This window comes from Pseudomonas sp. BF-R-01, assembly GCF_019946615.1.
Classification (GTDB): domain Bacteria; phylum Pseudomonadota; class Gammaproteobacteria; order Pseudomonadales; family Pseudomonadaceae; genus Aquipseudomonas; species Aquipseudomonas migulae.
On the sequence record NZ_JAGYFX010000003.1, the window covers coordinates 40,463 to 62,361 of the forward strand.

Here is a 21,899-nt window from a genome sequence, read left to right on the forward strand (position 1 = left end):
GGCGCCGCTTGAGCCTGAGGTCGAACTCACCAAAGGACTATAACAATGGCTCTCAGTAAAGAAGTGCCGGAGTTTGACATCGACGATGAGGTTCTCCTGATGGAGACCGGCATCGGTACGGATTCGATGTCGAATGATGAAGGGGCTGCTCCACCTTCCGTTCGTGCCAAATCCAGACACTCCGCCTCGTTAAAGCAACACAAGTACATCGATTACACGCGTGCGCTCGATGCCACGCAGCTGTACCTCAATGAAATCGGCTTTTCCCCTCTGCTGTCCCCCGAAGAAGAAGTTCACTTTGCACGCTTGTCGCAAAGTGGCGATCCGGCCGGGCGCAAACGCATGATTGAAAGCAACCTGCGGCTGGTGGTGAAAATCGCCCGACGCTATGTCAATCGTGGCTTGTCGCTGCTGGACCTGATCGAAGAGGGCAACCTCGGACTGATTCGGGCGGTAGAAAAGTTCGACCCCGAACGAGGCTTCCGCTTTTCGACCTACGCAACCTGGTGGATTCGTCAGACCATCGAGCGCGCGATCATGAATCAGACCCGGACCATCCGGTTGCCGATCCATGTGGTCAAAGAGCTTAACGTGTACCTGAGGGCCGCACGGGAGCTGACGCAAAAACTCGATCATGAACCCTCACCCGAAGAAATCGCCAACCTGCTGGAAAAACCGGTGGGCGAGGTCAAGCGCATGCTGGGCCTGAACGAGCGGGTTTCTTCGGTCGATGTCTCACTGGGTCCGGATTCGGATAAAACCCTGCTGGACACCCTTACCGACGACCGTCCGACCGATCCATGCGAACTGCTGCAGGATGACGACCTGTCCCAGAGCATCGATCAATGGCTCTCGGAACTGACCGACAAGCAGCGCGAGGTGGTGATACGCCGCTTCGGTCTGCGCGGTCATGAGAGCAGCACACTGGAAGATGTAGGCCTGGAAATTGGCCTGACCCGGGAACGCGTCAGACAGATTCAGGTTGAAGGCCTGAAGCGTCTTCGGGAGATTCTGGAGAAAAATGGCTTGTCGAGTGAGTCGCTGTTCCAATAAGCGAATCGCTTGAGCGGCATGCAAAAAGCCCCGACTGGTTCGGGGCTTTTTGTTGTCTGGCTGATGCTCCTGCAATGACGATATGTTTGTAGTCTTGCGGTGTAAGTCTTGGCTTACTCTTGCGTAAGTGTTCGCTATTTTTACACCCTGGAAGACGACTACTGTTCGCCGATTATTGTTTTAATGCTTTGATTTTTATGGATATTTGTAAAAGTTTGGAGCAAATGACAGCGGATTTTTGCCGCGGAGAGCGATTGCTCTTGCTCGGGAATTCTCTAGTATTCAGGTTGTGTCGACGGACAGACACGCCCTTCAAGGATGAGGGGAAAGGACATTGCAGGATGCGATTCATCAGGACGATGAAAAGGAACACAGGGAATAGGGAAAAAATGTGGGCGGGTCAAACCGCCCCTTTTTTTTGTCTTTTTTTTGGTTTGGGTGCCACTTTATTTTCCGCGTGGGCACTGTTCTTTGTAGGAGCCAGCTTGCTGGCGATGGCGGCTTGATAGCCGACCATTTTCTTCCTGGTGTACATATCCGTTTCTGCGGTGACGGCGGCTAATGGTTTCGCCCTTACGGCGAGTCACTTGGAAAAGCCCCAAGTAACCAAGCGCTCTTGCCCCTTTCGTTCGGTGCCTCGCCTAGGCTCGGCATGCCCTCGCTCCGGTCCTGCTCCGTGGGCCCGCCGCCATCGGCCATCCATGGCCGGGGGCGGCTAACCCGGCATCCATGCCGGGTTGCCCACTGCGCAGAACCTCCACTCGGCCTCTCGAGGGGGCGCTCAGATCAAAAGCTGAAGGCGAGCTAACGCTCGGCCTGATGAGTGGTGAAAATCAAAAGCGTACGTGCCCCTCTGTAGGAGCTGGCTTGCCAGCGATGGTGGTCAACGACAACGCATGCTGCCTGGGTAGACGCGGCGCACTTGAATCCATCGCTCCTACAGGAGTGGCGTGATCCCGGTTCTGTCTCACGACACAGAATCTGTAGGAGCTGGCTTACCAGCGATGGTGGTCAACGATAACGCGTGCTGTCTGGATAGACGCGGCGTACTTGAATCCATCGCCAGCAGGCTGGCTCCTACAGGAGTGGCGTGATCCCGGTTCTGTCACACGACACAGAATCTGTAGGAGCTGGCTTGCCAGCGATGGTGGTCAACGGTAACGCGTGCTGTCTGGATAGACGCGGCGCACTTGAATCCATCGCCAGCAAGCCGGCTCCTACAGGTTTTTTGCGTTATCAACTTTTTTGCCTGCAAAAAAGCAAAAAGGCCCGCAAGGGGCCTTTTCGGGAACGCAGGGTCAATCAGCGTTCGAGGTCTTTGATCTTGCCTTTGACGCCATCCCACTCTTCGGCATCGGGCAGCGATTCTTTCTTCTCGGTGATGTTCGGCCAGATTTCGGCCAACTCAACGTTCAGCTGAATGAATTCCTGCATCTCTTCCGGGACTTCATCTTCGGAGAAGATGGCCACGGCAGGGCATTCTGGTTCGCACAGTGCGCAGTCGATGCACTCATCCGGGTGAATCACCAGGAAATTCGGGCCTTCGTAAAAGCAGTCCACCGGACAGACTTCTACGCAGTCGGTGTACTTGCACTTGATGCAGTTGTCGGTGACGACGAAGGTCATTTCTAATTTTCTCCTCAGGCGGCGGCAGCGGAGCCCCTTCACGTTGGGGTCGCCAGGTTTGGGAGCGATAGTCTGCAGGCCAGGCTATTAGCCTGCAGCATCCCAAACCGCGCGAGATTCTAACAGCTTGCAGGCAAGTGCGTTAGATCCGTGTCTTTAGTGTATAGAGCATTTCTAGTGCACGACGCGGTGTCAGGTCGTCCAGATCCAGTTTGGCCAGTTCTTCGAGTACCGGATGCGGCAGGCTGGCGAACATGTCGCTTTGCTGTGGCGCGGCCGATTTGCCTTTGGCAGCCTTGGGCACTTCATGCGGCAGCGCGGTGGCTTCCAGGCGACCCAGGTGCTCGCGAGCGCGCACGATCACTTCGCTCGGCACGCCGGCCAGTTGTGCAACGGCCAGGCCATAACTCTGGCTGGCAGGCCCGGGCAGCACGTGGTGCAGGAACACGATGCGCTCGTTGTGCTCAGTGGCATTGAGGTGCACGTTGGCCACCAGCGGTTGCGCTTCCGGTAGCACCGTCAGTTCAAAATAGTGCGTGGCGAACAGCGTGTAAGCCCGCAGCTGTGCCAGGCGCTCAGCCGCCGCCCATGCCAGGGACAGGCCGTCGAAGGTGCTGGTGCCGCGACCGACTTCGTCCATCAGCACCAGGCTGCGCTCGGTGGCGTTGTGCAAAATGTTGGCGGTTTCGCTCATTTCGACCATGAAGGTCGAACGCCCACCGGCCAGATCATCGCTGGAACCGATCCGGGTAAAAATCCGGTCCACCAGCGACAATTCGCAACTGGCCGCCGGCACGAAGCTGCCGATGTGCGCCAGCAGTACGATCAACGCGGTCTGGCGCATGTAGGTGGATTTACCGCCCATGTTCGGACCGGTGATCACCAGCATGCGCGTGTTGTCGTCGAGGCTCAGGTCGTTGGCCACGAACGGCGTGGTCAGTACTTGCTCGACCACCGGGTGACGACCCTGGCTGATGCGCATGCACGGCTCGTCGACGAAGCGCGGGCAGTTCAGGTCGAGGTTCAGCGCGCGTTCGGCGAGGTTGCTCAGCACGTCCAGCTCGGCCAGGGCTGCAGCGGTGTCTTGCAGCGGCGGCAATTGGCTGATCAAGTCTTCGAGCAGCGCTTCGTAGAGCATCTTCTCGCGGGCGAGGGCGCGGCTCTTGGCTGACAGCGCCTTGTCCTCGAACGCCTTCAGTTCCGGCGTGATAAAGCGCTCGGCGCCTTTGAGCGTCTGGCGACGGATATAGTCGGCCGGCGCCGATTCAGCCTGCTTGCTCGGCAGCTCGATAAAGTAGCCGTGAATGCGGTTGTACCCGACTTTCAGGTGCGACAGACCGGTACGGGCCTTCTCGCGTGCTTCCAGATCAATCAGGAACTGCCCGGCGTTTTCGCTGAGCGATTGCAGGTCATCGAGTTCGCTGTCGTAACCGGTTTTCAACACGCCGCCGTCACGGATCACCGCAGGCGGGTTGTCGATGATGGCTTTTTCCAGCAGGGCCGCCAGTTCAGGGTAGGTGCTGGTGGTTTTCGCCAGTTGAATAATGTGCGGCGCTTCCAGCTCGGCCATCGCCACTTGCAGCTCGGGCAATGCGCCGAGGGCATCGCGCAGACGCGCCAGGTCGCGAGGACGCGCATTACGCAAACCGATGCGCGCGAGAATCCGCTCGATGTCACCGATTTCCTTGAGCTGCGGTTGCAGCTTTTCGAAACGGTAACCGTCGAGCAGGCAGGTGATCGAGGTCTGGCGCGCGAGCAAAACGTTCAGGTCCCGCAGCGGACGATTCAACCAGCGGGTCAGCAAGCGGCTGCCCATGGCGGTCTGGCAGCGATCGACCACCGATTGCAGCGTGTTGTCGCGGCCACCGGCCAGGTTGGTGTCCAGTTCCAGGTTGCGACGGCTTGCGCCATCCAGCACCACGGTGTCGTCCAGGCGCTCATGGCGCAGGCTGCGCAAATGGGGCAGGGCGGTGCGCTGGGTTTCCTTGGCGTAGCTGAGCAGGCAGCCCGCAGCGCCGATGGCCAGGGTCAGGTTCTCGCAGCCAAAACCCTTCAGGTCCTGGGTCGAAAACTGCTGGCAGAGACTTTTCAGCGCCGAGTCGCGCTCGAAATCCCACGGTGCACGACGACGAACCCCACGGCGTTTCTCCGCCGGCAAATCCTTCGGCCAGTCATCCGGGATCATCAACTCCACCGGATTGACCCGCTCCAGTTCCGCCAGCAGGTTTTCCCAGCCCTTGATCTCCAGCACGGAGAAGTTGCCGCTGGTGATATCCAGCACCGCCAGACCGAACAGACGCTCGTCACCCAGCACCGCCGCGATCAGGTTGTCCCGACGCTCATCCAGCAGCGCTTCATCACTGACCGTGCCCGGCGTGATGATCCGTACTACCTGCCGATCCACCGGGCCTTTGCTGGTCGCCGGGTCGCCGACCTGTTCACAGATCACCACCGATTCGCCGAGCTTCACCAGTTTCGCCAGGTAACCTTCCGCTGCGTGGTAAGGAATCCCACACATCGGAATCGCCTGGCCAGCCGACTGCCCACGGGCGGTCAGGGTGATGTCCAGCAACTTGGCGGCCTTCTTCGCGTCTTCATAGAAGATCTCGTAGAAGTCACCCATGCGATAGAACATCAACTGGTCGGGGTGCTGGTTCTTCAGGCGCCAGTACTGCTGCATCATTGGCGTGTGAGAGGACAGATCGGAGAGTGCTTTATTCATCGGATAATCAGGCAAATTCGTTGAAAGGTGTAGGGCAAAGGAGGGACATCGGCCCGGCTTTTCCGCGATGGGCGCAAGGTTACCATGGGCGGTCTGCCCGACGCAGGCAACTAAAGCTGTGCGATACATTTCTGCTGTCTATGCACGAATTATGCAATTCTGCATTTGCCTCGGTAAAAAAGATCAAGCACTATGCGCGTTATGCAAAAACGCAATGTTTCTTCCGTCTTAAGAGCGCTGCTCGATCAGCACGGGATCTCCCCCACGGAGCTTCACCGTCGCACCGGCGTGCCTCAATCCACTCTCTCGCGGATCCTCGGCGGGAAGATTGTCGATCCTTCGGATAAGCACATTTCGAAGATCGCCGAGTACTTCGCCGTGAGCACCGATCAGTTGCGTGGCCGCGCGGATGTCGCGCCTGCCGCCCATTCCGGTCGCGATGAATTGCATTCCGAACTCAAGGACATAAGCCTGTGGGACGACGATACGCCTGTCGATGACGACGAGGTGTCGGTCCCCTTTCTTCGCGAGGTTGAATTGGCTGCTGGATCAGGAAGATTCGTCATCGAAGAAAGCGAGCGCTCTAGCCTGCGCTTCGGCAAGCGCAGCTTGCGCCATAACGGTGTGCAGTTCGACCAGGCCAAATGCGTGACGGTGCGTGGTAACAGCATGCTGCCGGTACTGCGTGACGGCGCCACCGTAGGGGTCAATGCCGGCAAGTGCGGGATCGGCGATATCGTCGATGGCGACCTTTATGCGATCAACCACAACGGCCAACTGCGGGTTAAACAGCTTTATCGCTTGCCCACGGGGATTCGCCTGCGCAGCTTCAATCGCGATGAACATCCGGACGAGGACTACACCTTCCAGGAGATCCAGGAAGAGCAGATTGTCATCCTCGGCCACGTCTTCTGGTGGGGCATGTACGCCCGCTAACCTCATTGCTGTCAGATAAAACCCGCCATCGTGCGGGTTTTTTTTCGCCTGCTGAAAACCCACCAACGCCTTTGTCTGCGGGGCCTTAATGCGTTAGTGCATTTTAAATGCATAAATAAATGCATTTGTGCATTGACTGTATATGCATCCATGCATATTCTTTGTCTCAAGCCGCTCAACAAAGCAGCTCGAAACGAAGTTCTTTAGTTCCACGACAAAGGCAGCGATGAACCGGCCTCAACGGTTCAGAGGGTTGGCAACTGACCCGGGTGTGCAGCGTAAAGCACCGAAAGCAGTTATCCGGCGGGCAGGGACCGCGGTCGGAAAAACAATCTGAATGGACCCGTACCGCGCCAGTAGCGCCGAAAGGTCAACGCGAAGGATCGCATTACTGAAAAGCCCGGCAAGCGCCGGGCTTTTTGGAATGCCTACCTCGTACGAGGTCGATCAACCTCATCCACAGAAAGGATTCGACACAAGCCAGGAGGCGTCGTGATGTTGAAAGATTGCAGATGTGGGCAGTGCAAAAGACTGCTCGCCCGGGTGGGTGAGTACACCGAGCTCCAGATCAAATGCTCCCGATGCGGAACATTGAATCACGTGAAGGCCGCGAGCCTTGAGCGATCGCCGTTGAGCGACAAAGAAGCGGCACATGCCGCAACTTCCCAATTGGCATAGAGCTGTTGGGTTAATCGTTCAGGAGAAACATATGCAACGTTTTACAGGTGTAGCCCAATCGTTCATGAATGCGTGCGAAGCGATCGCACCCGTTGCGGGTGTGGAGATGGAGGATCTAGTCAAGAAAACCTTCAATCGTCCAGCGCAGGCAGAGGAGATGTTCCAATTCAAATTGCTGATGGACGGGGGTTATTTCTCCAACGAAGGCGTTGGCCCGAAGGGCACGCCACTTTATCAACTGACGTGGAAGGGTTATGCGTTGCTGCAGGCTATGCGCCGTAACGAAAACGTTTGATAGCGGGTATGCGATGGGGGCAACTCACCGGCATTGCCTGAGTTCTGCGCCCGGTAACGTGGTTGAAGGGCAGGCTTGTCGATGGGCAGGCCTGCTATCCGAAGCAAAATCAGGACGATGGTCTTCGACAGGTAGCGTGGAAAGACACGCGCCCCCTATTTATGGTCTCGTATTCGCGGGACCTTTTCGTTACGCAATTCACCCCAGGAGGCGAGACATGACAAACGAGCAACAAGCGTTGCTGGACATGCCGATCTGGCTGGTCATCGTGCTCGCCCTGGTGGGCGGGGTAACCGGCGAAATGTGGCGTGCCGACAAGGAGGGCGCTCGCGGCTGGTCATTGCTGCGGCGTCTGGCCCTGCGTTCCGGGGCCTGCATGATTTGTGGGGTCTCGGCCATCATGCTGCTGTACGCCGCCGGCCTGTCTATCTGGGCGGCCGGCGCGTTCGGCTGCCTTACGGCGATGGCCGGCGCCGATGTCGCCATTGGCCTTTATGAGCGCTGGGCGGCCAAGCGGATCGGCGTGTGTGAAGTGCCGCCGCATGATTCCCGCCCGGATCAATAAAGCCAGGTCCCTTTGCCGTTCTGGCATCCCCGGTCCGCTGCATGAACCCACGCAGCCGGACGCCTCGAAATTTGAATGGAAGCCTCTTATGTCCCCCGACATCGATAAACCGTCGCGTCTGTTTTTTGCCATTGCCGACGCGCTGCGTGCGGTTGGCCCGGGTTTGAAGGTCGGAGGCCGTCAGGACTTCGACGGCACGTTCGATCAGGCGTGGGTCCTGATCGCCATCGAACGCAATGCAGCCGGCGACCGCGCCCATGACGGGCGCATCGCCCATGTTTTGTCGATCTCGCTGCAAATCATTGTGCCGCCGACCCTGAGTAATCCGGGGTTGGCCGCTGGCGATCTGGCGAGCGTACTCAAGGGATTGGTCACGGATAACCGCTGGGGCCTGCCGGGTAGTCAATGCGACCTGCCCATGAACATCGATGCCTTGCCGTCGACGCTCATCAGCGGTTCGCAGGAGTACCTCGCCTGGACCCTTTCCTTTACCCAGACGATTTACCTCGGCGCATTGCTGCTGGAGGACCCGTTGGGCATCCCGAAATTCGCCAAAACCTGGGAAGTCTCGAACATCGACGACCCGGACCAATACACCGCACTTGAGGACTGAGCCATGTTCGATGCGCTTTTACGTCAGCAGCTCGGCCCGATCATTGAGCGTCTGGCCGAGATGGAGGCCGAACTTGAAGACGTGCACCGGCGCACAGACAGCCTGTGTCGTATCGGCGTGTGCCAGGAAGTCGATGCGGCCAGCAATACCTGCCGGGTCAGCCACTCAGGATTGCTGACGCCCGCCATCCGTTTTTTCAACCCCAGCGCCGGGGCGCAAAGCGAGTCGCGGATCCCCTCGGTCGGCGAGCAATGCCTGTTGCTGAACCATGGCGGCGGCGAGGGCGGCGCTCAATCCGTGGCGTTGTTCGGGCTTAACGGTAATCGGTTTCCACCTGCCTCGACCCAGGCTTCGCTGACGCGTCGCCTCTATCTGGACGGTACGGAAAGCGGTTACGACGACGCCCTTCATGCCTTGCACTGGAAGAACGGCCCGGCGGCGTTCAATGGCTCACGCGAAGCGCTCGAGTTGAATCTCGGGCCGGCGAGACTTGCGATCACGCCTGAGGCCATCGAACTGCAACTGGGCGCGGTCGGCTTGCGACTCGACGCTTCCGGTGTGCACCTGAGCGGCCCGGTGGTGGATCACCAGGGACGCGTCATCAGTACCGCATAAAGAGTTTCCCATGATCGGAATCGAAAGAAACACCGGGGCGGTGGTCGATGACTGGCCGCAGTTTGTACAGCGCGCAACCCGAGCGCTGACCACGCCGTTGGGTACCCGGCAGAAGCGTCCTTTGTATGGCTCGCTGATCCCGGAACTGCTGGGCCGCAACCTCGGCGACGACTTGCTGATGCTTGCCCAGAGCCACGCGGCACAAGCGTTCTACAACCCGCAGAACGGCATCGATGATTTCCAGCCGCAGGTCATTGTGGCCAGCCGGCAAGGCGCCGGGCTGGTCCTGCGATTCGCCGGCACCTGGCAAAACCGCAAACAGACTTTCGAGGTGGTGACATGAGTATGTTGATACCCGGCCAGAACCAGTTGGCCGAACCATCGATCGTCACCGTCGAAGCGTTCGAGGATTTGCTCGCCGAGTTCAAGACGTTTGTCGTCGAGTACGTCGGCGCCCGCGCTCCCGAGTCGGCGGCAAAGATCAAGGTCAGCCTCGAAAACGAAAGCGAGTTGCTGACCCTGGCCCTTGAGGCCTTTTGTGTGCGCCTGCAAATCCACGAACGCAAATACAACGCCCGTATCAAGCAGATGCTGGCCTGGTGGGCGACTGGCAGCAACCTCGATGCCCGCCTTGCGGACATGGGGCTTGAGCGTCAGTTGCTGGACCCTGGCGACCCGGCGGCATTCCCGCCGATTGCGCCCGTGTACGAAAGCGACGACGACGCCCGGTTGCGTTATTACCTGGCGCCGCACGCACCGGCCGCCGGTTCACGCATGCAATATCGCCGCGAGGTCTTCACCCTCGGCGAGCGTCCTGTGGTGAAGGTGGACACTCATGCACCGGGTGAGGTGACGGTCACGTACACCTTCGACCCGGACGGCTACGCGGCGCAGGTCAAGGACGGCAATGGACGCCGCACCGCGCCCGGTGAGGTGATGGTCACGGTGCTGGCTCGGGAGGGCGATGGCACTGCGTCCGATGACCTGCTCGACGGCGTGCGCCGGCACTTCGCCCGGCCTGACGTCCGACCGGAAACGGATCGGGTCACGGTGCAAAGCGCCCATATCAAAAACTACAAAATCCGCGTCGTCGCCCGAATCAACGCCGGCCCTGATTCGGGGTTGACCAAGGTTGCCGCGCAACAGCAACTGCAAGCGTATGCCCAGAGCTGTCATCGACTGGAAGGGCGGATCGATCCGAGCTGGATCGACTACACGCTGCATAGTGCCGGCGCGGTTCAACTGGACATTCTCGAACCGGTCGAGCCGATTGTGACGACGGCGTTTGAAGCGCCTTACTGCACCGGGGTCGAGGTCGAGGTGCTCACGCTATGAGTGACCAGACGCCGCGCCCGAGCCTGTTGCCAGCCAACAGCTCACCGTTGGAAAAAGCCCTCGATATCGGCTTCGGTGCATTGCTTGACCGCATCGCGCCGCCGTTCCCCGAGCTGATGAACCCGACCTCGACCCCTCAGGCATTTCTGCCTTATCTCGCAGCGGATCGTGGTGTCAGCGAATGGAGCACCGAGGCCGCCGAGGCGGAAAAGCGTTTGACCGTTGAACTGGCCTGGCCCACCGCACGGCAGGCCGGGACACGTCAGGCCCTGGAAAACGCCGCCAAAGGATTGCGGCTAATGCCCGAGGTGCGTGCCTGGTACGAGCAGACACCGCCGGGCGCGCCTTACAGCTTTTCCGTCAGGGCATTTACCGAGCAACCCTACAGCGAAGAAATCGACGCTCGTCTCGACCGGCGTCTGGCGGACGCCAAAAGCGAACGCGACGTTCTGTCGGTGTCCGTCGGCTTTCTGACACGACTTGCCTACCTTCATGACGCCGTCGCCAAACCGATCAACGAACTGTATGTGCTGGCGCGGCGCGGTCAGGCGAAATCGTTGTCGGGCAAAGTGCTGCCGGACATAAAACTGTCGGTGACTACCAACAATCGACCAGGCGATCACGCCTTCATTTCCGCCACGCTGGATGAGACCAGCCGAGCCAAATATCAGGGGTGCAAGACCAGTTGGTGGGATGCAGCGGCCGGTAAAGTGCGTATCGAGGAAAGCGGCATTGCCCCGTTCAAGACAGTCCGCCAGCGCTATCACAGCGCAGACGAAGCGCGGGCTGCCGGTGAGGGCGAGGTGCGCCGGATGATGCGTGAAGCGCTGAAGGTAAAAATCGACTGCCCCGGTCATCCGGGGTTGTCTGCCGAAGGCCTGATATTGCTGGATACCACCTGGCCCGATTTCATGCGCGGTCGTTGGTCGATCGACAAGGTCACGGCCAGCGGCAGTCGCCAGAACAGCTATCGTTGCTCGATCGAGGCGACCTGTCTGGACGCACGGTCATAGCCTGCGGGCGAATTCACTCTGAAACCCCGGGACCCCGGCGGGGGCCCCGTTCAAGGGATGCTATGACGATTACACAATCACAACTGCAAAAGATCATGCCCAACGCCCGCAACCAAGCGGGCGTTTTCATTTCTGCTCTCAACACCGCCATGGCTCGCTCCAACATCAATACTCCCAAACGCATTGCGGCTTTTCTGGCGCAAGTCGGTCACGAATCCGGGCAGCTGCACTACGTGCGCGAACTCGGCGGTGATCAGTATTTGAGCAAGTACGACACCGGCACCCTGGCCGCTCGTTTGGGCAATACACCCATGCCCGACGGTGATGGCCAAAGGTACCGAGGCCGTGGCCTGATCCAGATTACCGGCCAGCATAACTACCAGCAGTGCAGCCTCGGATTGTTCGGCGACGAGCGTCTGTTGCAGTTGCCGGAACTGTTGGAGCAACCGCAATGGGCCGCCGAATCCGCCGCCTGGTTCTGGGGGCAAAACGGCCTCAACGAGCTGGCTGATCGTGACCAGTTCAACAGCATCACCCGCCGGATCAACGGGGGGTTGAACGGGTTGCAGGATCGTTTGCAACTCTGGGCGCGGGCGAGGGCGGTGTTATGCCAGCCTTCGGTTTGATCCCGGGGTCGTGGCGGGTTGTTGGCGTTGTTGTGTTGCTGGCTGTGTTGGCTGGTGGCTCGGCAACGCTGGCCTGGCGATTTCAGGATGGGCGTTATGGGCGGCAACTGGCGGAACAGGCCAGGGCGCACGCCGAGATGCTCAACCAACTGACCCTGGCGGCCGCCACTCGACAACAGACCGAGCAGGATAAACGGCTGGCGCTGGAACAGCGGCTATCGGCCAGCGAACAAACCCATTATCGAGCGCTTAGCGATGCCCAACGTGATCAAGGTCGCTTGCGCGATCGTCTTGCCACTGCTGATGTGCGGCTGTCAGTCCTCCTCGATGCCCATGACGCTGCCTCAGCCTGTGCAGTGCCAACCGCCGCCAGCACCGGCAACGTGGATCATGGTGCCGTTCGAGCCCGACTTGACCCGGCGCATGCTCAACGAATTATCGCCATCACCGACGCCGGCGACCGTGCACTGATTGCGTTGCAGGCCTGTCAGGCCTATATCAGGGCGCTCGGTCGCTAACATTTTGATCGATCCTGTAACTTGCAAGCGTGATCCGCTCGTGTACGGTAGTCCCATTCCGCCCGCTCAGGAGATGACCGTGAAAGAAATCACCCAACTGGCCGCTGAACTGGGCAGACGCCTGCAGCTTCTCAATGCTCACGTCACCGCAGCCGAATCCTGTACCGGCGGCGGCATTTGCGAGGCGATCACCCGGATTCCGGGGAGTTCGGCGTGGTTCGAGGCCGGTTATGTGACGTACTCCAACCGGCAGAAGACCGAGCAACTGAATGTCCCGGTCGGGTTGTTTGCGACGGTGGGGGCGGTCAGTCGCGAAGTGGTCGAGGCCATGGTCCGTGGCGCCCAGGAAAAAAGCCGGGCGTATTTTGCCGTGGCGGTCAGCGGTGTGGCGGGGCCGGATGGCGGTTCGCCGAACAAGCCGGTCGGCACGGTCTGGCTGGCCTGGGGGGTGGGGGAGCGGGTGTTCAGCGAGGTGCAGCACTTCCCCGGCAACCGCGATGAGGTCCGCCGACAAACGGTGAAGGCCGCGCTAGAGGGGCTGCTGCGCCATGCCTCGGGAGAAATCTCAAATCAGGGGTAGGCGATCCTGAATCGCTGTGGAATAATACTGGCTACTTATACAGGTGTTGGCCGTCAGGCCTTATTGATTACGTGAGGACTTTAATGGACGACAACAAGAAGAAAGCCTTGGCTGCGGCCCTGGGTCAGATCGAACGTCAATTCGGCAAGGGTGCCGTAATGCGTATGGGCGATCAGGACCGTCAGGCGATCCCGGCTATTTCCACTGGCTCTCTGGGTCTGGACATCGCGCTCGGCATTGGCGGTCTGCCAAAAGGCCGTATCGTTGAAATCTACGGTCCTGAATCCTCCGGTAAAACCACGCTGACACTGTCGGTAATCGCCCAGGCTCAAAAAGCCGGCGCGACCTGCGCATTCGTCGACGCCGAACACGCCCTCGATCCTGAATACGCCGGCAAGCTCGGCGTCAACGTCGACGACCTGCTGGTTTCCCAGCCGGACACCGGTGAGCAGGCCCTGGAAATCACCGACATGCTGGTGCGTTCCAACGCGGTTGACGTGATCATCGTCGACTCCGTAGCCGCCCTGGTTCCAAAGGCTGAAATCGAAGGCGAAATGGGTGACATGCACGTGGGCCTGCAAGCCCGTCTGATGTCCCAGGCGCTGCGTAAAATCACCGGTAACATCAAGAACGCCAACTGCCTGGTGATCTTCATCAACCAGATCCGTATGAAAATCGGCGTGATGTTCGGCAGCCCGGAAACCACCACCGGTGGTAACGCGCTGAAGTTCTACGCTTCGGTTCGTCTGGACATCCGTCGTACTGGCGCGGTGAAAGAAGGTGATGAAGTCGTCGGTAGCGAAACCCGCGTCAAGGTTGTGAAGAACAAGGTCGCTTCGCCGTTCCGTCAGGCCGAGTTCCAGATTCTTTACGGCAAGGGCATCTACCTGAACGGTGAGATGATCGACCTGGGTGTTCTGCACGGTTTCGTCGAGAAGTCCGGTGCCTGGTATGCCTACGAAGGCACCAAGATCGGTCAGGGCAAGGCCAACTCGGCCAAGTTCCTGGCGGACAACCCGGAAATCGCGGCGAAACTTGAGAAGCAATTGCGTGACAAGTTGCTGTCTCCGTCATCGGTAGCGGAATCCAAAGCTTCTGCGGTCAAAGAGACTGAAGATGACCTGGCTGACGCTGATATCTGATTGATCCGATGACCGCCGTACTCGATACACTCGTCGCGGTGCGGCGAACCGCAATGGACCTGCTCGCGCGACGCGAGCACGGTCGGGTCGAGCTGACGCGTAAACTGCGTCAGCGCGGCGCTCTCCCTGAAATGATCGACACAGCACTCGACCGCTTGACGGAAGAGGGCCTGTTGTCCGAATCCCGTTACCTCGAAAGCTTCGTTTCCTACCGTTCCCGTTCCGGCTATGGCCCTTTGCGTATTCGCGAAGAGTTGAGCCAGCGTGGCCTGCAACGCAATGACATCGAACTCGCACTGCGTGAGAGCGGTATCAACTGGCAGGAACAACTGGAAGATACCTGGCGGCGCAAGTTTGCCGGGCATTTACCGATAGACGCACGGGAACGCGCCAAGCAAGGGCGGTTCCTGAGTTATCGGGGCTACTCCATGGAAATGATCAGCCGCTTGTTCAGCGGTCGAGGAATGGATGATTAAACAAAAACGGCCCGCTATTTCGATAGCGGGCCGTTTTTTTTTGCCTCACGTAACCTTTGACGGTTCCCGCGTGCGTTGTTGCGCCTGGGGTTTGGACTGCGCCCAGTTTTCCGGCAGGTTGATGTAGTCCACCAGTTCGCGCAGTCGTCCATGATCACGGGCGTTAAAGGTGAAGGCCAGGCGAGCGAGGTGGCTGAACTGCGGTTCGTCGTGCTCCTCGCCGCTGTAGGCATGCTGATGGAAGTGATCGCTCAGGCACAGGTCGGCGAACGCTTGTTGCATGTGCTCGAGCGCAGCATCACTGAGTTTGTGGTTCATGCGGATCACGAATTGATGCTTGAGCCAGCGGCTGGAGTGGAAGTTGCTGTAGAACTGATTGATCTGCTCCACCGCCTCCTCGGCGCTGTAGACCAGGCTCACCAGCTTCATGTCGGTCGGCAGGATGTAGCGGTTCTCCTCCAGTTGATTGCGGATGAAATCCAGTGCGCCTTGCCAGAACGTGCCACCTGGAGCGTCCAGCAGCACCACTGGTACCAGCGGGCTTTTACCGGTTTGAATGAGTGTCAGCACTTCCAGCGCTTCATCAAGGGTGCCGAAACCGCCAGGGCACAAAACCAGCGCATCGGCTTCCTTGACGAAGAACAGCTTGCGGGTAAAGAAAAAGTGGAACGGCAGCAAGTTGGTGGTGCCGTTCACGGTGGGATTCGCATGCTGCTCGAAGGGCAGGGTGATGTTGAATCCCAGGCTGTGTTCAAGGCCGGCACCTTCGTGGGCGGCCGCCATGATGCCTCCGCCTGCGCCGGTGATCACCATCAGGTCGGAGCGTGCCAGTGCGGCGCCGAGTTCTCTGGCCAGGCCATACAACGGGTGTTCTATCGGTGTGCGGGCCGAGCCGAATACCGTGACTTTGCGCCGGCCCCGGAATTGTTCGAGCACACGGAAGGCGTGTTCGAGTTCGCGCAGGGCTTGCAGGGTGATCTTGGCATTCCAGCGGTTGTGATCGTCCTGGGCCATGCGCAGCACGGTCAGGATCATGTCGCGGTAGATCGGGATGTTCGGGCTGTTGGGTGAAACCAGGTTGAGTTGCTCTTCGACCTTGCTGATGAGGTCGTGGCCGCTTTCTTCGAAATGACGGCTGAGGAGGTCATTCGGTTGGTAAGGCATCAACTTCTCCTTCCGTACAGGCTCTGTTGTTCCTTTGGATGAAAGAAACATTCGCATCGGAAAACGCAAACCAGGCAGCCCCTTTTCTGCCCTGAAAAGTGAACGGGAACACTATGAATCTAGACCCTCTAGATGGTTTTCGCTGACTTGATCATTGCGCTGCAAAGTCTTTCCTGGCAACCGCTTATTGACGATTTGCAAGGTGATTTCACCGCTCGTCTGAACCTGCGCCAAGTGTCCGGCACTCTGATTTACTAAATTACAGACGTGACACGACAGCTTTGCGTCAAAGGCAGGGCGCACGGTACAAGCGGTTCAAGGATTTTGTCGCTCAAGCAAGGGCGAAGTGCAAGGAGGCGGGATGCTATGGCCAGAGTCATTCTGGAGATCGATACGCAACTGTATCGATTATTGAAGTCATCGGCCGAGACCAATCATTTGAGTCTCGAAGAGGAGTGTTGCCGGCGTCTGGAGGGAGCCGAGCGGCGTTCGCGCTATTTACAGGCGTTGTTGGCCGAACTGCGCGCCGAGGATGAACAGCGGCGCGCCAATTCCCATTGATTACTTTTTCTTTGCCGGCGGCGTGGCTTTCGGGCAATCCGATTCCTCGAAGCTGGCGGAGCCGACCGCGCGATTGGTTTTCACCTCGGTAAAGTCGTAACGCATGATCGCGCCCTTCTTCATCAGCTTGCGGAACCCCTCGTTTCTGCAGACGGAAGCGCCAAGCTGGAAGTACACCGCTTTCGGATCAGCCCGCATCTTGTTGGCGTGGCTGCTTTGCACGCTCAAGTGGTTGATCAGAACATTGCCTTCGGCGGTGTAGCCCTGGTCGAGAATGTCTTCGTTGATCGCCCGTGGCGTGCCGACGCTGCTTTGTGCGGCGACGTTTCGCAGCTCTCTGTTGAGATTCTGCTCACTCAAGGACGCAGCCTGAGCGCTGAAGGACGACGCCAGCAGGATGGCAGCGGTGGGAACGATAAGGCGCAGCATGAAACTCTCCTGGTTCGGTGACTGGTGGTTCGACCAGCCACAGGGCTGTGCGTTCATTGGCGGCGAATTATAGGGGAGCCCGTCTGGACGGTACAGGCTTGTGCCGGCCGCTCTGGTAAACTGCCGGCCTTTATCGCCCTGAGTGCCGTTCGTGTCGAGTTTTCCTGTCTGCCGGTGTTGCCCACGATGAACCACGCCCCCAACGCCGTAGCCCGCTTGCGCGACCAGCGCGAAGAGGAGGGCATCAAGCCGATTCAGGCCCGAGGCTGGAGGGCGACGCGTTGCCGTGCCTGCCGCGTGATCGAGAGCCATTGCCTGTGTGCCTGGCGTCCGCAGGTCGAGACCCGCTCGGGCGTGTGCCTGATCATGACCAACAAGGAAGTGTTCAAGCCGAGTAACACGGGGTGGCTGATCGCCGATGTGGTGCGCGACAACCATGCGTTCATCTGGTCGCGCACGGAAACCGACCCGCAGCTGCTGGCGTTGCTCGCCGACCCGCAATGGCAGCCGTATCTGGTGTTTCCGGGCGAGTACGTCGAACCTGAGCGCGTGACCAACACCGTCGAGGTGGATAGCAGCAAGCGACCGCTGTTCATTCTGCTGGACGCGACCTGGACCGAAGCCCGGAAGATTTTTCGCAAAAGCCCGTACTTTGAATCATTGCCGATCCTGAGCCTGCTGCCCGAGAAGCTGTCGCGCTATCGTCTGCGCCGGTCGACTCGCAGCGAGCATTTGTGCACGGCGGAAGTAGCGGCGTTGTGCCTCGATCTGGCGGGCGATGTCGACGCCGCGTCGGCACTGGACGCTTATTTCGACGTGTTCAGCCAACATTACCTCGATGCCAAGCATCAGCTGGAAATGAACGTTGCAACACCGGCACATGCCGAGCTGATGCCTTTCGTACCGAAAGCGGCCGTCGTCACGGCCTGATTGTCGCCCATACTGCAAAGAACTGTAGCGGCCAGGCACCTTGACCACCCCGGTTTCGCTGGGCATGCTTGGCGCCGATTGGGGCGCGGCTGTAGTTTCATACGCCGTATTGTTTACGTGATTGCCACGTCATTGGCGTTGAACGTGCCCTGTTGGTGCAGCTCCGTGGCTGCGCCTTGAGCTGTTAGAAGAACAGGATCATTTGAAAAATGGCCACATACGAAATCCTGATTGCCGATGACCACCCTCTTTTTCGTAGCGCCTTGCATCAAGCGTTGACCCTGGGCCTTGGCCCGGAAGTCCGTCTGGTGGAAGTGGCGAGCATCGCCGAGCTGGAAACCCGCCTCGACGAAAAATCCGACTGGGACCTGGTGTTGCTGGACCTGAACATGCCGGGCGCCTACGGTTTTTCCGGGCTGGTGCTGCTGCGTGGTCAGTACCCGCAAATTCCGGTGGTGATGGTGTCGGCCCAGGAAGAAGCCTCGATCATGGTCAAGTCCCGTGAGTTCGGTGCCAGCGGTTTCATTCCTAAATCGAGTGACCTGAGCGTGATCCAGAAAGCCGTACGTTCGGTACTGGATGGCGATGTGTTCTGGCCGCCTCAGGCGTTCGAAGCAGTCAGCGTTTCCGATGAAGCCAAGGCCGCCAGTGAAGGCCTCGCCAGCCTGACACCGCAGCAGTTCCGGGTGCTGACCATGGTCTGCGAAGGCCTGCTGAACAAACAGATTGCCTACGAACTGAGCGTGTCCGAAGCGACGATCAAAGCCCACGTCACGGCGATTTTCCGTAAGCTGAATGTACGGACCCGAACCCAGGCGGCGTTGCTCCTGCAACAACTTGAGTCAATTTCAAGCCACTGAAGGTTGGCGTCTTCACGCTTTTTTGACTTTGGTTGATCTAGCTTTCCCACTCCTTTTTGGTCAGTTGCCACTTTTATGTCCCCTTTCAAAGGCCAGACCGGCCTGAAACGCATCCTTAACGCCTCCGGTTACTCGCTGGACGGCCTGCGCGCAGCCTTCACCGGCGAAGCGGCTTTTCGGCAACTGGTGTTGCTCAATGTCATCCTGATTCCGATTTCGTTCTTTTTGAACGTCAGCCGCGTCGAGCAGGCGCTGTTGATAGCCGTCTGCTTGTTGGCGTTGATCGTCGAGTTGCTCAATTCAGCGGTGGAAGCGGCCATCGACCGCATTTCCCTGGAACTGCACCCACTGTCCAAGAACGCCAAGGACATGGGCAGCGCCGCGCAGCTGGTGGCGTTGACCATGATCGCGCTGGTGTGGGCGGTGATCCTGCTTTAAGCGATGGTGGGCAGCACGATCTCGTCGCTGCGCTGAACCCCGGCGGTGAAAGCGCGGCACAGGTCGAGGAATTCGCGCATCGCCGGTGTCTGAAATTTCTGTTTGTGCCAGATGAAATAGAACTGCCGCGCCAGATCGAGATCCGGCGTCTCCACCGGCACCAGGCTGCCGCGGCGAAACGCGTCGCGCAGTGCCAGCCGTGAAATGCAGCCAATCCCCAATCCTGATTCCACCGCGCGCTTGATCGCTTCGGTGTGTTCCAGCTCCAGGCGGATATTCAACGCGCTGCGATGATGACGCATGGCCTGGTCAAAGGTCAGGCGCGTGCCCGAGCCTTGCTCACGCAGAATCCACGCCTCGTGGCTCAGTTCTTCCATGGTCGCCGTGCCGCGCAGGGCCAGCGGATGCTGCGGCGCGCAGAACACCACCAGCTCATCCTCGACCCAACTCTGCACTTCGATGTCCGGATGGCTGCAGTCGCCTTCGATTAGACCCAGATCAATTTCATAATGCGCAACTTGTTGCACGATGTTGGCAGTGTTTTGCACGTGCAGCTTCACCTGGCTTTCCGGGTGGCGCTGCATGAAGCTGCCGATCAGCAGCGTAGCCAGGTAGTTGCCGATCGTGAGGGTCGCGCCGACCGCCAGCGAGCCGAAACCGGATTTGCCGTTGAGCAGGTCTTCGATTTCCTTGGCCTGGTCGAGCAACGCCACCGCTTGCGGCAACAATTGCTTGCCGAGGGCGTTGAGGCTCAGCCGTTTACCGGCGCGGTCGAACAGCTGGCAGCTGGACTGGCGCTCCAGTTCGGTGATCGAGGTGCTTGCCGCCGATTGCGACAGGTTGAGCAGGCCCGCAGCACGGGATACGCTTTCCTGCTGGGCGACGGCGACGAAGACTTGAAGTTGACGGAGAGTAAATCGCATATCGATATAACCGATAACCCTTATCTTAATAATCCATTTAACAGATATTGTCGCTGCCATTAGAATGCGATGCAATTGCGCAGACCACAGGCGCAGGCAAAATCTCCAGGAGTCCCACGTACATGAGCAACATGAACCACGAGCGTGTCCTCAGTGTTCACCACTGGAACGACACTCTGTTCAGCTTCAAGTGCACCCGCGATCCGGGCCTGCGCTTCGAGAACGGTCAGTTCGTGATGATCGGCCTGCAACAGCCCAACGGCCGGCCGCTCATGCGCGCTTACTCGATTGCCAGCCCGAACTGGGAAGAGCATCTCGAGTTCTTCAGCATCAAGGTGCCTGATGGCCCGCTGACTTCTCAGTTGCAGCACCTGAAGGAAGGCGACGAGATCATCATCAGCAAGAAGCCTACCGGCACGCTGGTACTGGACGACTTGAAGCCTGGCAAACATTTGTACCTGCTCAGCACCGGTACCGGTCTGGCGCCGTTCATGAGCGTCATCCAGGACCCGGAAACCTACGAGCGTTTCGAAAAAGTGATCCTGTGCCACGGCGTACGTTACGTCAACGAAGTCGCTTACCGCGAATTCATCACCGAGCACCTGCCGCAGAACGAGTTCTTCGGCGAGGCCCTGCGTGACAAGTTGATCTACTACCCGACCGTGACCCGCGAGCCGTTCGAGAACGAAGGTCGCCTGACCGACCTGATGCGCAGCGGCAAGCTGTTCAGCGACATCGGTCTGCCACCAATCAACCCGCAGGACGACCGCGCCATGCTGTGCGGCAGCCCGAGCATGCTCGACGAAACCAGCGAAGTGCTGAACAGCTTCGGCCTGAAAGTTTCGCCGCGGATGCGCGAGCCGGGTGATTACCTGATCGAGCGTGCGTTCGTCGAAAAGTGACCGAAGGTCACTTGTGTAGGAGCCGGCTTGCCGGCGATGGACTTGAATGCACCGCGTTTACCCCGGTAAACATGCGTTATCGTTAACGACCATCGCTGGCAAGCCAGCTCCTACAGTAGATATGTAGCGCATGGAAAAGCCCGCATGACCTGAGAAGGTCATGCGGGCTTTTTCGTTTCTGGCGTTTAAACCTGTGCGGGAATGACCTCAAGGACGCAGATCGAATCCGGCGTCGGATAGTGCCACCGCACATCCACATCCCAGAATTGCGCCCCATATTCCCGCTCAGGCGCGGGCGTCTGATAAGCCGGCCGCGGATCCTGCGCTAGGCACTGCTCAACCAGCTCCACCAAAGGCTCTTCCAGCCGCTGAGCGTGCCCATGCGCCTGTTGCAACGCTGAGTCCGTCCACTGCACGGCAATCAGCTGCGGCGCAGCGCTGGCGATGCTATTGGACGCCGTGTCGATGATGTCGGCATAAGGCACGTAGGGTTTGATGTCGAGAATCGGCGTGCCATCCAGCAAGTCGATGCCGGATATCCACAGGCGATTGGCCTCGACCTTGTCCAGCTTCACCACGGATTGGCCGATGCCGTTGGGCCGGTGCGTCGCGCGGGTGGCGAACACGCCCATGGATTTGTTGCCGCCGAGGCGAGGCGGGCGGACTTTCAGGCGTGGCTTTTCTTCCAGGGCCTGATGAAAAAGGAACAGCAGCCAGACGTGGCTGACCTGCTCCAGACCCTGCACGGCGTCGCCCTGATCGAACGGCGCCACCAGTTCCAGCACGCCGCGAGCGGCGGGCGCCAGTTGCGGCTGGCGCGGGATGGCGAACTTCTCCTTGAAACAGGAGCGCACGAAGCCGATGGGGGAAACGCTGTAGGTCATTGGTTTAGGGTCGAA

Annotated in this window: 27 protein-coding genes; 21 read left to right on the forward strand and 6 right to left on the reverse strand. The window is 59.1% G+C overall.

Translation table 11 applies throughout. The features are described 5' to 3' along the window. Positions 1-45 precede the first annotated feature (45 nt). Positions 46-1,053, forward strand: a complete 1,008-nt coding sequence (gene rpoS, locus KGB27_RS02525) for an RNA polymerase sigma factor RpoS (protein ID WP_008029016.1) — start codon at positions 46-48, stop codon at positions 1,051-1,053. Positions 1,054-2,355: 1,302 nt separating this feature from the next. Here the strand turns inward: rpoS and fdxA are convergent. Together fdxA and mutS are read right to left on the reverse strand one after the other, a co-directional pair. Beyond that, positions 2,356-2,679 (reverse strand): ferredoxin FdxA, encoded by a 324-nt coding sequence (gene fdxA / locus KGB27_RS02530; protein WP_007908827.1) that lies wholly within the window; start codon positions 2,677-2,679, stop codon positions 2,356-2,358. Between the two features lie 142 nt (positions 2,680-2,821). Continuing rightward, a complete protein-coding gene (mutS, locus tag KGB27_RS02535; protein ID WP_008029969.1) occupies positions 2,822-5,401 on the reverse strand; it encodes a DNA mismatch repair protein MutS in 2,580 nt (859 codons plus the stop codon). 201 nt (positions 5,402-5,602) lie between these two features. On the opposite strand from mutS, the gene KGB27_RS02540 reads away from it, so the two are divergent. From KGB27_RS02540 to recX, 14 genes are all read left to right on the forward strand, one after another. Next, positions 5,603-6,337: an XRE family transcriptional regulator gene (locus KGB27_RS02540; RefSeq protein WP_223480472.1), complete on the forward strand. Its 735-nt coding sequence runs from the start codon at positions 5,603-5,605 to the stop codon at positions 6,335-6,337. Between the two features lie 495 nt (positions 6,338-6,832). Continuing rightward, a complete protein-coding gene (locus KGB27_RS02545) occupies positions 6,833-7,015 on the forward strand; it encodes a Com family DNA-binding transcriptional regulator (RefSeq protein WP_008039326.1) in 183 nt (60 codons plus the stop codon). Between the two features lie 31 nt (positions 7,016-7,046). Further along, on the forward strand, positions 7,047-7,310 hold the full coding sequence (locus tag KGB27_RS02550; protein ID WP_008039325.1) for a hypothetical protein: 264 nt from the start codon (positions 7,047-7,049) through the stop codon (positions 7,308-7,310). 217 nt (positions 7,311-7,527) lie between these two features. Continuing rightward, on the forward strand, positions 7,528-7,875 hold the full coding sequence (locus KGB27_RS02555; protein ID WP_223553040.1) for a phage holin family protein: 348 nt from the start codon (positions 7,528-7,530) through the stop codon (positions 7,873-7,875). Between the two features lie 88 nt (positions 7,876-7,963). Beyond that, the gene (locus tag KGB27_RS02560; protein WP_223553042.1) at positions 7,964-8,488 is read left to right on the forward strand and encodes a hypothetical protein; all 525 of its coding nucleotides are present in this window, start codon (positions 7,964-7,966) and stop codon (positions 8,486-8,488) included. Positions 8,489-8,491: 3 nt separating this feature from the next. Further along, complete coding sequence (locus KGB27_RS02565; RefSeq protein WP_223435436.1) at positions 8,492-9,103, forward strand: phage baseplate assembly protein V; 612 nt, start codon at positions 8,492-8,494, stop codon at positions 9,101-9,103. Between the two features lie 10 nt (positions 9,104-9,113). After that, entirely contained in the window at positions 9,114-9,446 is a 333-nt protein-coding gene (locus KGB27_RS02570; protein ID WP_223435431.1) for a phage baseplate protein, read from the forward strand. Beyond that, entirely contained in the window at positions 9,443-10,438 is a 996-nt protein-coding gene (locus KGB27_RS02575; RefSeq protein ID WP_223453211.1) for a baseplate J/gp47 family protein, read from the forward strand. Before KGB27_RS02570 ends, KGB27_RS02575 begins: the two co-directional genes overlap by 4 nt. Beyond that, entirely contained in the window at positions 10,435-11,451 is a 1,017-nt protein-coding gene (locus KGB27_RS02580) for a phage tail protein I (RefSeq protein WP_223553044.1), read from the forward strand. Before KGB27_RS02575 ends, KGB27_RS02580 begins: the two co-directional genes overlap by 4 nt. A 62-nt stretch (positions 11,452-11,513) precedes the next feature. After that, positions 11,514-12,077: a glycoside hydrolase family 19 protein gene (locus KGB27_RS02585; protein ID WP_223553046.1), complete on the forward strand. Its 564-nt coding sequence runs from the start codon at positions 11,514-11,516 to the stop codon at positions 12,075-12,077. Beyond that, positions 12,059-12,595 (forward strand): lysis system i-spanin subunit Rz, encoded by a 537-nt coding sequence (locus tag KGB27_RS02590; protein ID WP_223435408.1) that lies wholly within the window; start codon positions 12,059-12,061, stop codon positions 12,593-12,595. Before KGB27_RS02585 ends, KGB27_RS02590 begins: the two co-directional genes overlap by 19 nt. A gap of 79 nt (positions 12,596-12,674) precedes the next feature. Further along, positions 12,675-13,175 (forward strand): CinA family protein, encoded by a 501-nt coding sequence (locus KGB27_RS02595; protein WP_008039294.1) that lies wholly within the window; start codon positions 12,675-12,677, stop codon positions 13,173-13,175. 83 nt (positions 13,176-13,258) lie between these two features. Next, complete coding sequence (recA, locus tag KGB27_RS02600; protein ID WP_008030012.1) at positions 13,259-14,317, forward strand: recombinase RecA; 1,059 nt, start codon at positions 13,259-13,261, stop codon at positions 14,315-14,317. An 8-nt stretch (positions 14,318-14,325) separates the two neighbouring features. Next, positions 14,326-14,793: a recombination regulator RecX gene (gene recX, locus KGB27_RS02605; RefSeq protein WP_223553049.1), complete on the forward strand. Its 468-nt coding sequence runs from the start codon at positions 14,326-14,328 to the stop codon at positions 14,791-14,793. A gap of 45 nt (positions 14,794-14,838) precedes the next feature. On the opposite strand, the gene KGB27_RS02610 is transcribed toward recX, so the two are convergent. Continuing rightward, positions 14,839-15,957: a TIGR00730 family Rossman fold protein gene (locus KGB27_RS02610; RefSeq protein ID WP_008030016.1), complete on the reverse strand. Its 1,119-nt coding sequence runs from the start codon at positions 15,955-15,957 to the stop codon at positions 14,839-14,841. 132 nt (positions 15,958-16,089) lie between these two features. Here KGB27_RS02610 and KGB27_RS31380 point away from each other — a divergent pair, with 132 nt between their 5' ends. Both KGB27_RS31380 and KGB27_RS02615 read left to right on the forward strand, forming a co-directional pair. Further along, positions 16,090-16,215, forward strand: coding sequence for a hypothetical protein (locus KGB27_RS31380; RefSeq protein WP_259331695.1), 126 nt, complete (start codon positions 16,090-16,092; stop codon positions 16,213-16,215). 108 nt (positions 16,216-16,323) lie between these two features. Continuing rightward, positions 16,324-16,518, forward strand: coding sequence for a hypothetical protein (locus tag KGB27_RS02615; RefSeq protein WP_008030018.1), 195 nt, complete (start codon positions 16,324-16,326; stop codon positions 16,516-16,518). Here the strand turns inward: KGB27_RS02615 and KGB27_RS02620 are convergent, their stop codons facing one another. Further along, a complete protein-coding gene (locus tag KGB27_RS02620) occupies positions 16,519-16,947 on the reverse strand; it encodes a PA3611 family quorum-sensing-regulated virulence factor (protein WP_008030019.1) in 429 nt (142 codons plus the stop codon). It lies immediately after the preceding gene. A 186-nt stretch (positions 16,948-17,133) separates the two neighbouring features. Here KGB27_RS02620 and KGB27_RS02625 point away from each other — a divergent pair, with 186 nt between their 5' ends. From KGB27_RS02625 to KGB27_RS02635, 3 genes are all read left to right on the forward strand, one after another. After that, positions 17,134-17,877: a tRNA-uridine aminocarboxypropyltransferase gene (locus tag KGB27_RS02625; protein WP_008039290.1), complete on the forward strand. Its 744-nt coding sequence runs from the start codon at positions 17,134-17,136 to the stop codon at positions 17,875-17,877. 209 nt (positions 17,878-18,086) lie between these two features. Next, complete coding sequence (erdR, locus tag KGB27_RS02630) at positions 18,087-18,737, forward strand: response regulator transcription factor ErdR (protein WP_192228519.1); 651 nt, start codon at positions 18,087-18,089, stop codon at positions 18,735-18,737. A gap of 75 nt (positions 18,738-18,812) precedes the next feature. Beyond that, on the forward strand, positions 18,813-19,175 hold the full coding sequence (locus tag KGB27_RS02635) for a diacylglycerol kinase (RefSeq protein ID WP_008030027.1): 363 nt from the start codon (positions 18,813-18,815) through the stop codon (positions 19,173-19,175). Here the strand turns inward: KGB27_RS02635 and KGB27_RS02640 are convergent. Then, positions 19,172-20,098, reverse strand: a complete 927-nt coding sequence (locus KGB27_RS02640) for a LysR family transcriptional regulator (protein WP_008030029.1) — start codon at positions 20,096-20,098, stop codon at positions 19,172-19,174. The genes KGB27_RS02635 and KGB27_RS02640 overlap by 4 nt on opposite strands. A gap of 122 nt (positions 20,099-20,220) precedes the next feature. Between KGB27_RS02640 and fpr the strand changes: the two genes are divergently transcribed. Next, the gene (gene fpr, locus KGB27_RS02645; RefSeq protein WP_003443014.1) at positions 20,221-21,000 is read left to right on the forward strand and encodes a ferredoxin-NADP reductase; all 780 of its coding nucleotides are present in this window, start codon (positions 20,221-20,223) and stop codon (positions 20,998-21,000) included. 185 nt (positions 21,001-21,185) lie between these two features. Here fpr and tsaA read toward each other — a convergent pair whose 3' ends face one another. Beyond that, a complete protein-coding gene (gene tsaA, locus KGB27_RS02650) occupies positions 21,186-21,884 on the reverse strand; it encodes a tRNA (N6-threonylcarbamoyladenosine(37)-N6)-methyltransferase TrmO (protein WP_223553058.1) in 699 nt (232 codons plus the stop codon). Between the last annotated feature and the right edge of the window lie 15 nt (positions 21,885-21,899).

Bases quoted from the DNA above. Each gene is read 5' to 3' on its own strand.
- recA (WP_008030012.1), top strand. From the start codon at position 13,259: ATGGACGACAACAAGAAGAAAGCCTTGGCTGCGGCCCTGGGTCAGATC.
- KGB27_RS02640 (WP_008030029.1), bottom strand. From the start codon at position 20,098: ATGCGATTTACTCTCCGTCAACTTCAAGTCTTCGTCGCCGTCGCCCAG.
- rpoS (WP_008029016.1), top strand. From the start codon at position 46: ATGGCTCTCAGTAAAGAAGTGCCGGAGTTTGACATCGACGATGAGGTT.
- KGB27_RS02580 (WP_223553044.1), top strand. From the start codon at position 10,435: ATGAGTGACCAGACGCCGCGCCCGAGCCTGTTGCCAGCCAACAGCTCA.
- KGB27_RS02540 (WP_223480472.1), top strand. From the start codon at position 5,603: ATGCAAAAACGCAATGTTTCTTCCGTCTTAAGAGCGCTGCTCGATCAG.
- KGB27_RS02545 (WP_008039326.1), top strand. From the start codon at position 6,833: ATGTTGAAAGATTGCAGATGTGGGCAGTGCAAAAGACTGCTCGCCCGG.
- recX (WP_223553049.1), top strand. From the start codon at position 14,326: ATGACCGCCGTACTCGATACACTCGTCGCGGTGCGGCGAACCGCAATG.
- KGB27_RS02560 (WP_223553042.1), top strand. From the start codon at position 7,964: ATGTCCCCCGACATCGATAAACCGTCGCGTCTGTTTTTTGCCATTGCC.
- KGB27_RS02615 (WP_008030018.1), top strand. From the start codon at position 16,324: ATGGCCAGAGTCATTCTGGAGATCGATACGCAACTGTATCGATTATTG.
- KGB27_RS02550 (WP_008039325.1), top strand. From the start codon at position 7,047: ATGCAACGTTTTACAGGTGTAGCCCAATCGTTCATGAATGCGTGCGAA.
- fpr (WP_003443014.1), top strand. From the start codon at position 20,221: ATGAGCAACATGAACCACGAGCGTGTCCTCAGTGTTCACCACTGGAAC.
- erdR (WP_192228519.1), top strand. From the start codon at position 18,087: ATGGCCACATACGAAATCCTGATTGCCGATGACCACCCTCTTTTTCGT.
- mutS (WP_008029969.1), bottom strand. From the start codon at position 5,401: ATGAATAAAGCACTCTCCGATCTGTCCTCTCACACGCCAATGATGCAG.
- KGB27_RS02575 (WP_223453211.1), top strand. From the start codon at position 9,443: ATGAGTATGTTGATACCCGGCCAGAACCAGTTGGCCGAACCATCGATC.
- KGB27_RS02565 (WP_223435436.1), top strand. From the start codon at position 8,492: ATGTTCGATGCGCTTTTACGTCAGCAGCTCGGCCCGATCATTGAGCGT.
- KGB27_RS02610 (WP_008030016.1), bottom strand. From the start codon at position 15,957: ATGCCTTACCAACCGAATGACCTCCTCAGCCGTCATTTCGAAGAAAGC.
- fdxA (WP_007908827.1), bottom strand. From the start codon at position 2,679: ATGACCTTCGTCGTCACCGACAACTGCATCAAGTGCAAGTACACCGAC.
- KGB27_RS02585 (WP_223553046.1), top strand. From the start codon at position 11,514: ATGACGATTACACAATCACAACTGCAAAAGATCATGCCCAACGCCCGC.
- KGB27_RS02590 (WP_223435408.1), top strand. From the start codon at position 12,059: ATGCCAGCCTTCGGTTTGATCCCGGGGTCGTGGCGGGTTGTTGGCGTT.
- tsaA (WP_223553058.1), bottom strand. From the start codon at position 21,884: ATGACCTACAGCGTTTCCCCCATCGGCTTCGTGCGCTCCTGTTTCAAG.
- KGB27_RS02570 (WP_223435431.1), top strand. From the start codon at position 9,114: ATGATCGGAATCGAAAGAAACACCGGGGCGGTGGTCGATGACTGGCCG.
- KGB27_RS02555 (WP_223553040.1), top strand. From the start codon at position 7,528: ATGACAAACGAGCAACAAGCGTTGCTGGACATGCCGATCTGGCTGGTC.
- KGB27_RS02625 (WP_008039290.1), top strand. From the start codon at position 17,134: ATGAACCACGCCCCCAACGCCGTAGCCCGCTTGCGCGACCAGCGCGAA.
- KGB27_RS02635 (WP_008030027.1), top strand. From the start codon at position 18,813: ATGTCCCCTTTCAAAGGCCAGACCGGCCTGAAACGCATCCTTAACGCC.
- KGB27_RS31380 (WP_259331695.1), top strand. From the start codon at position 16,090: ATGGTTTTCGCTGACTTGATCATTGCGCTGCAAAGTCTTTCCTGGCAA.
- KGB27_RS02620 (WP_008030019.1), bottom strand. From the start codon at position 16,947: ATGCTGCGCCTTATCGTTCCCACCGCTGCCATCCTGCTGGCGTCGTCC.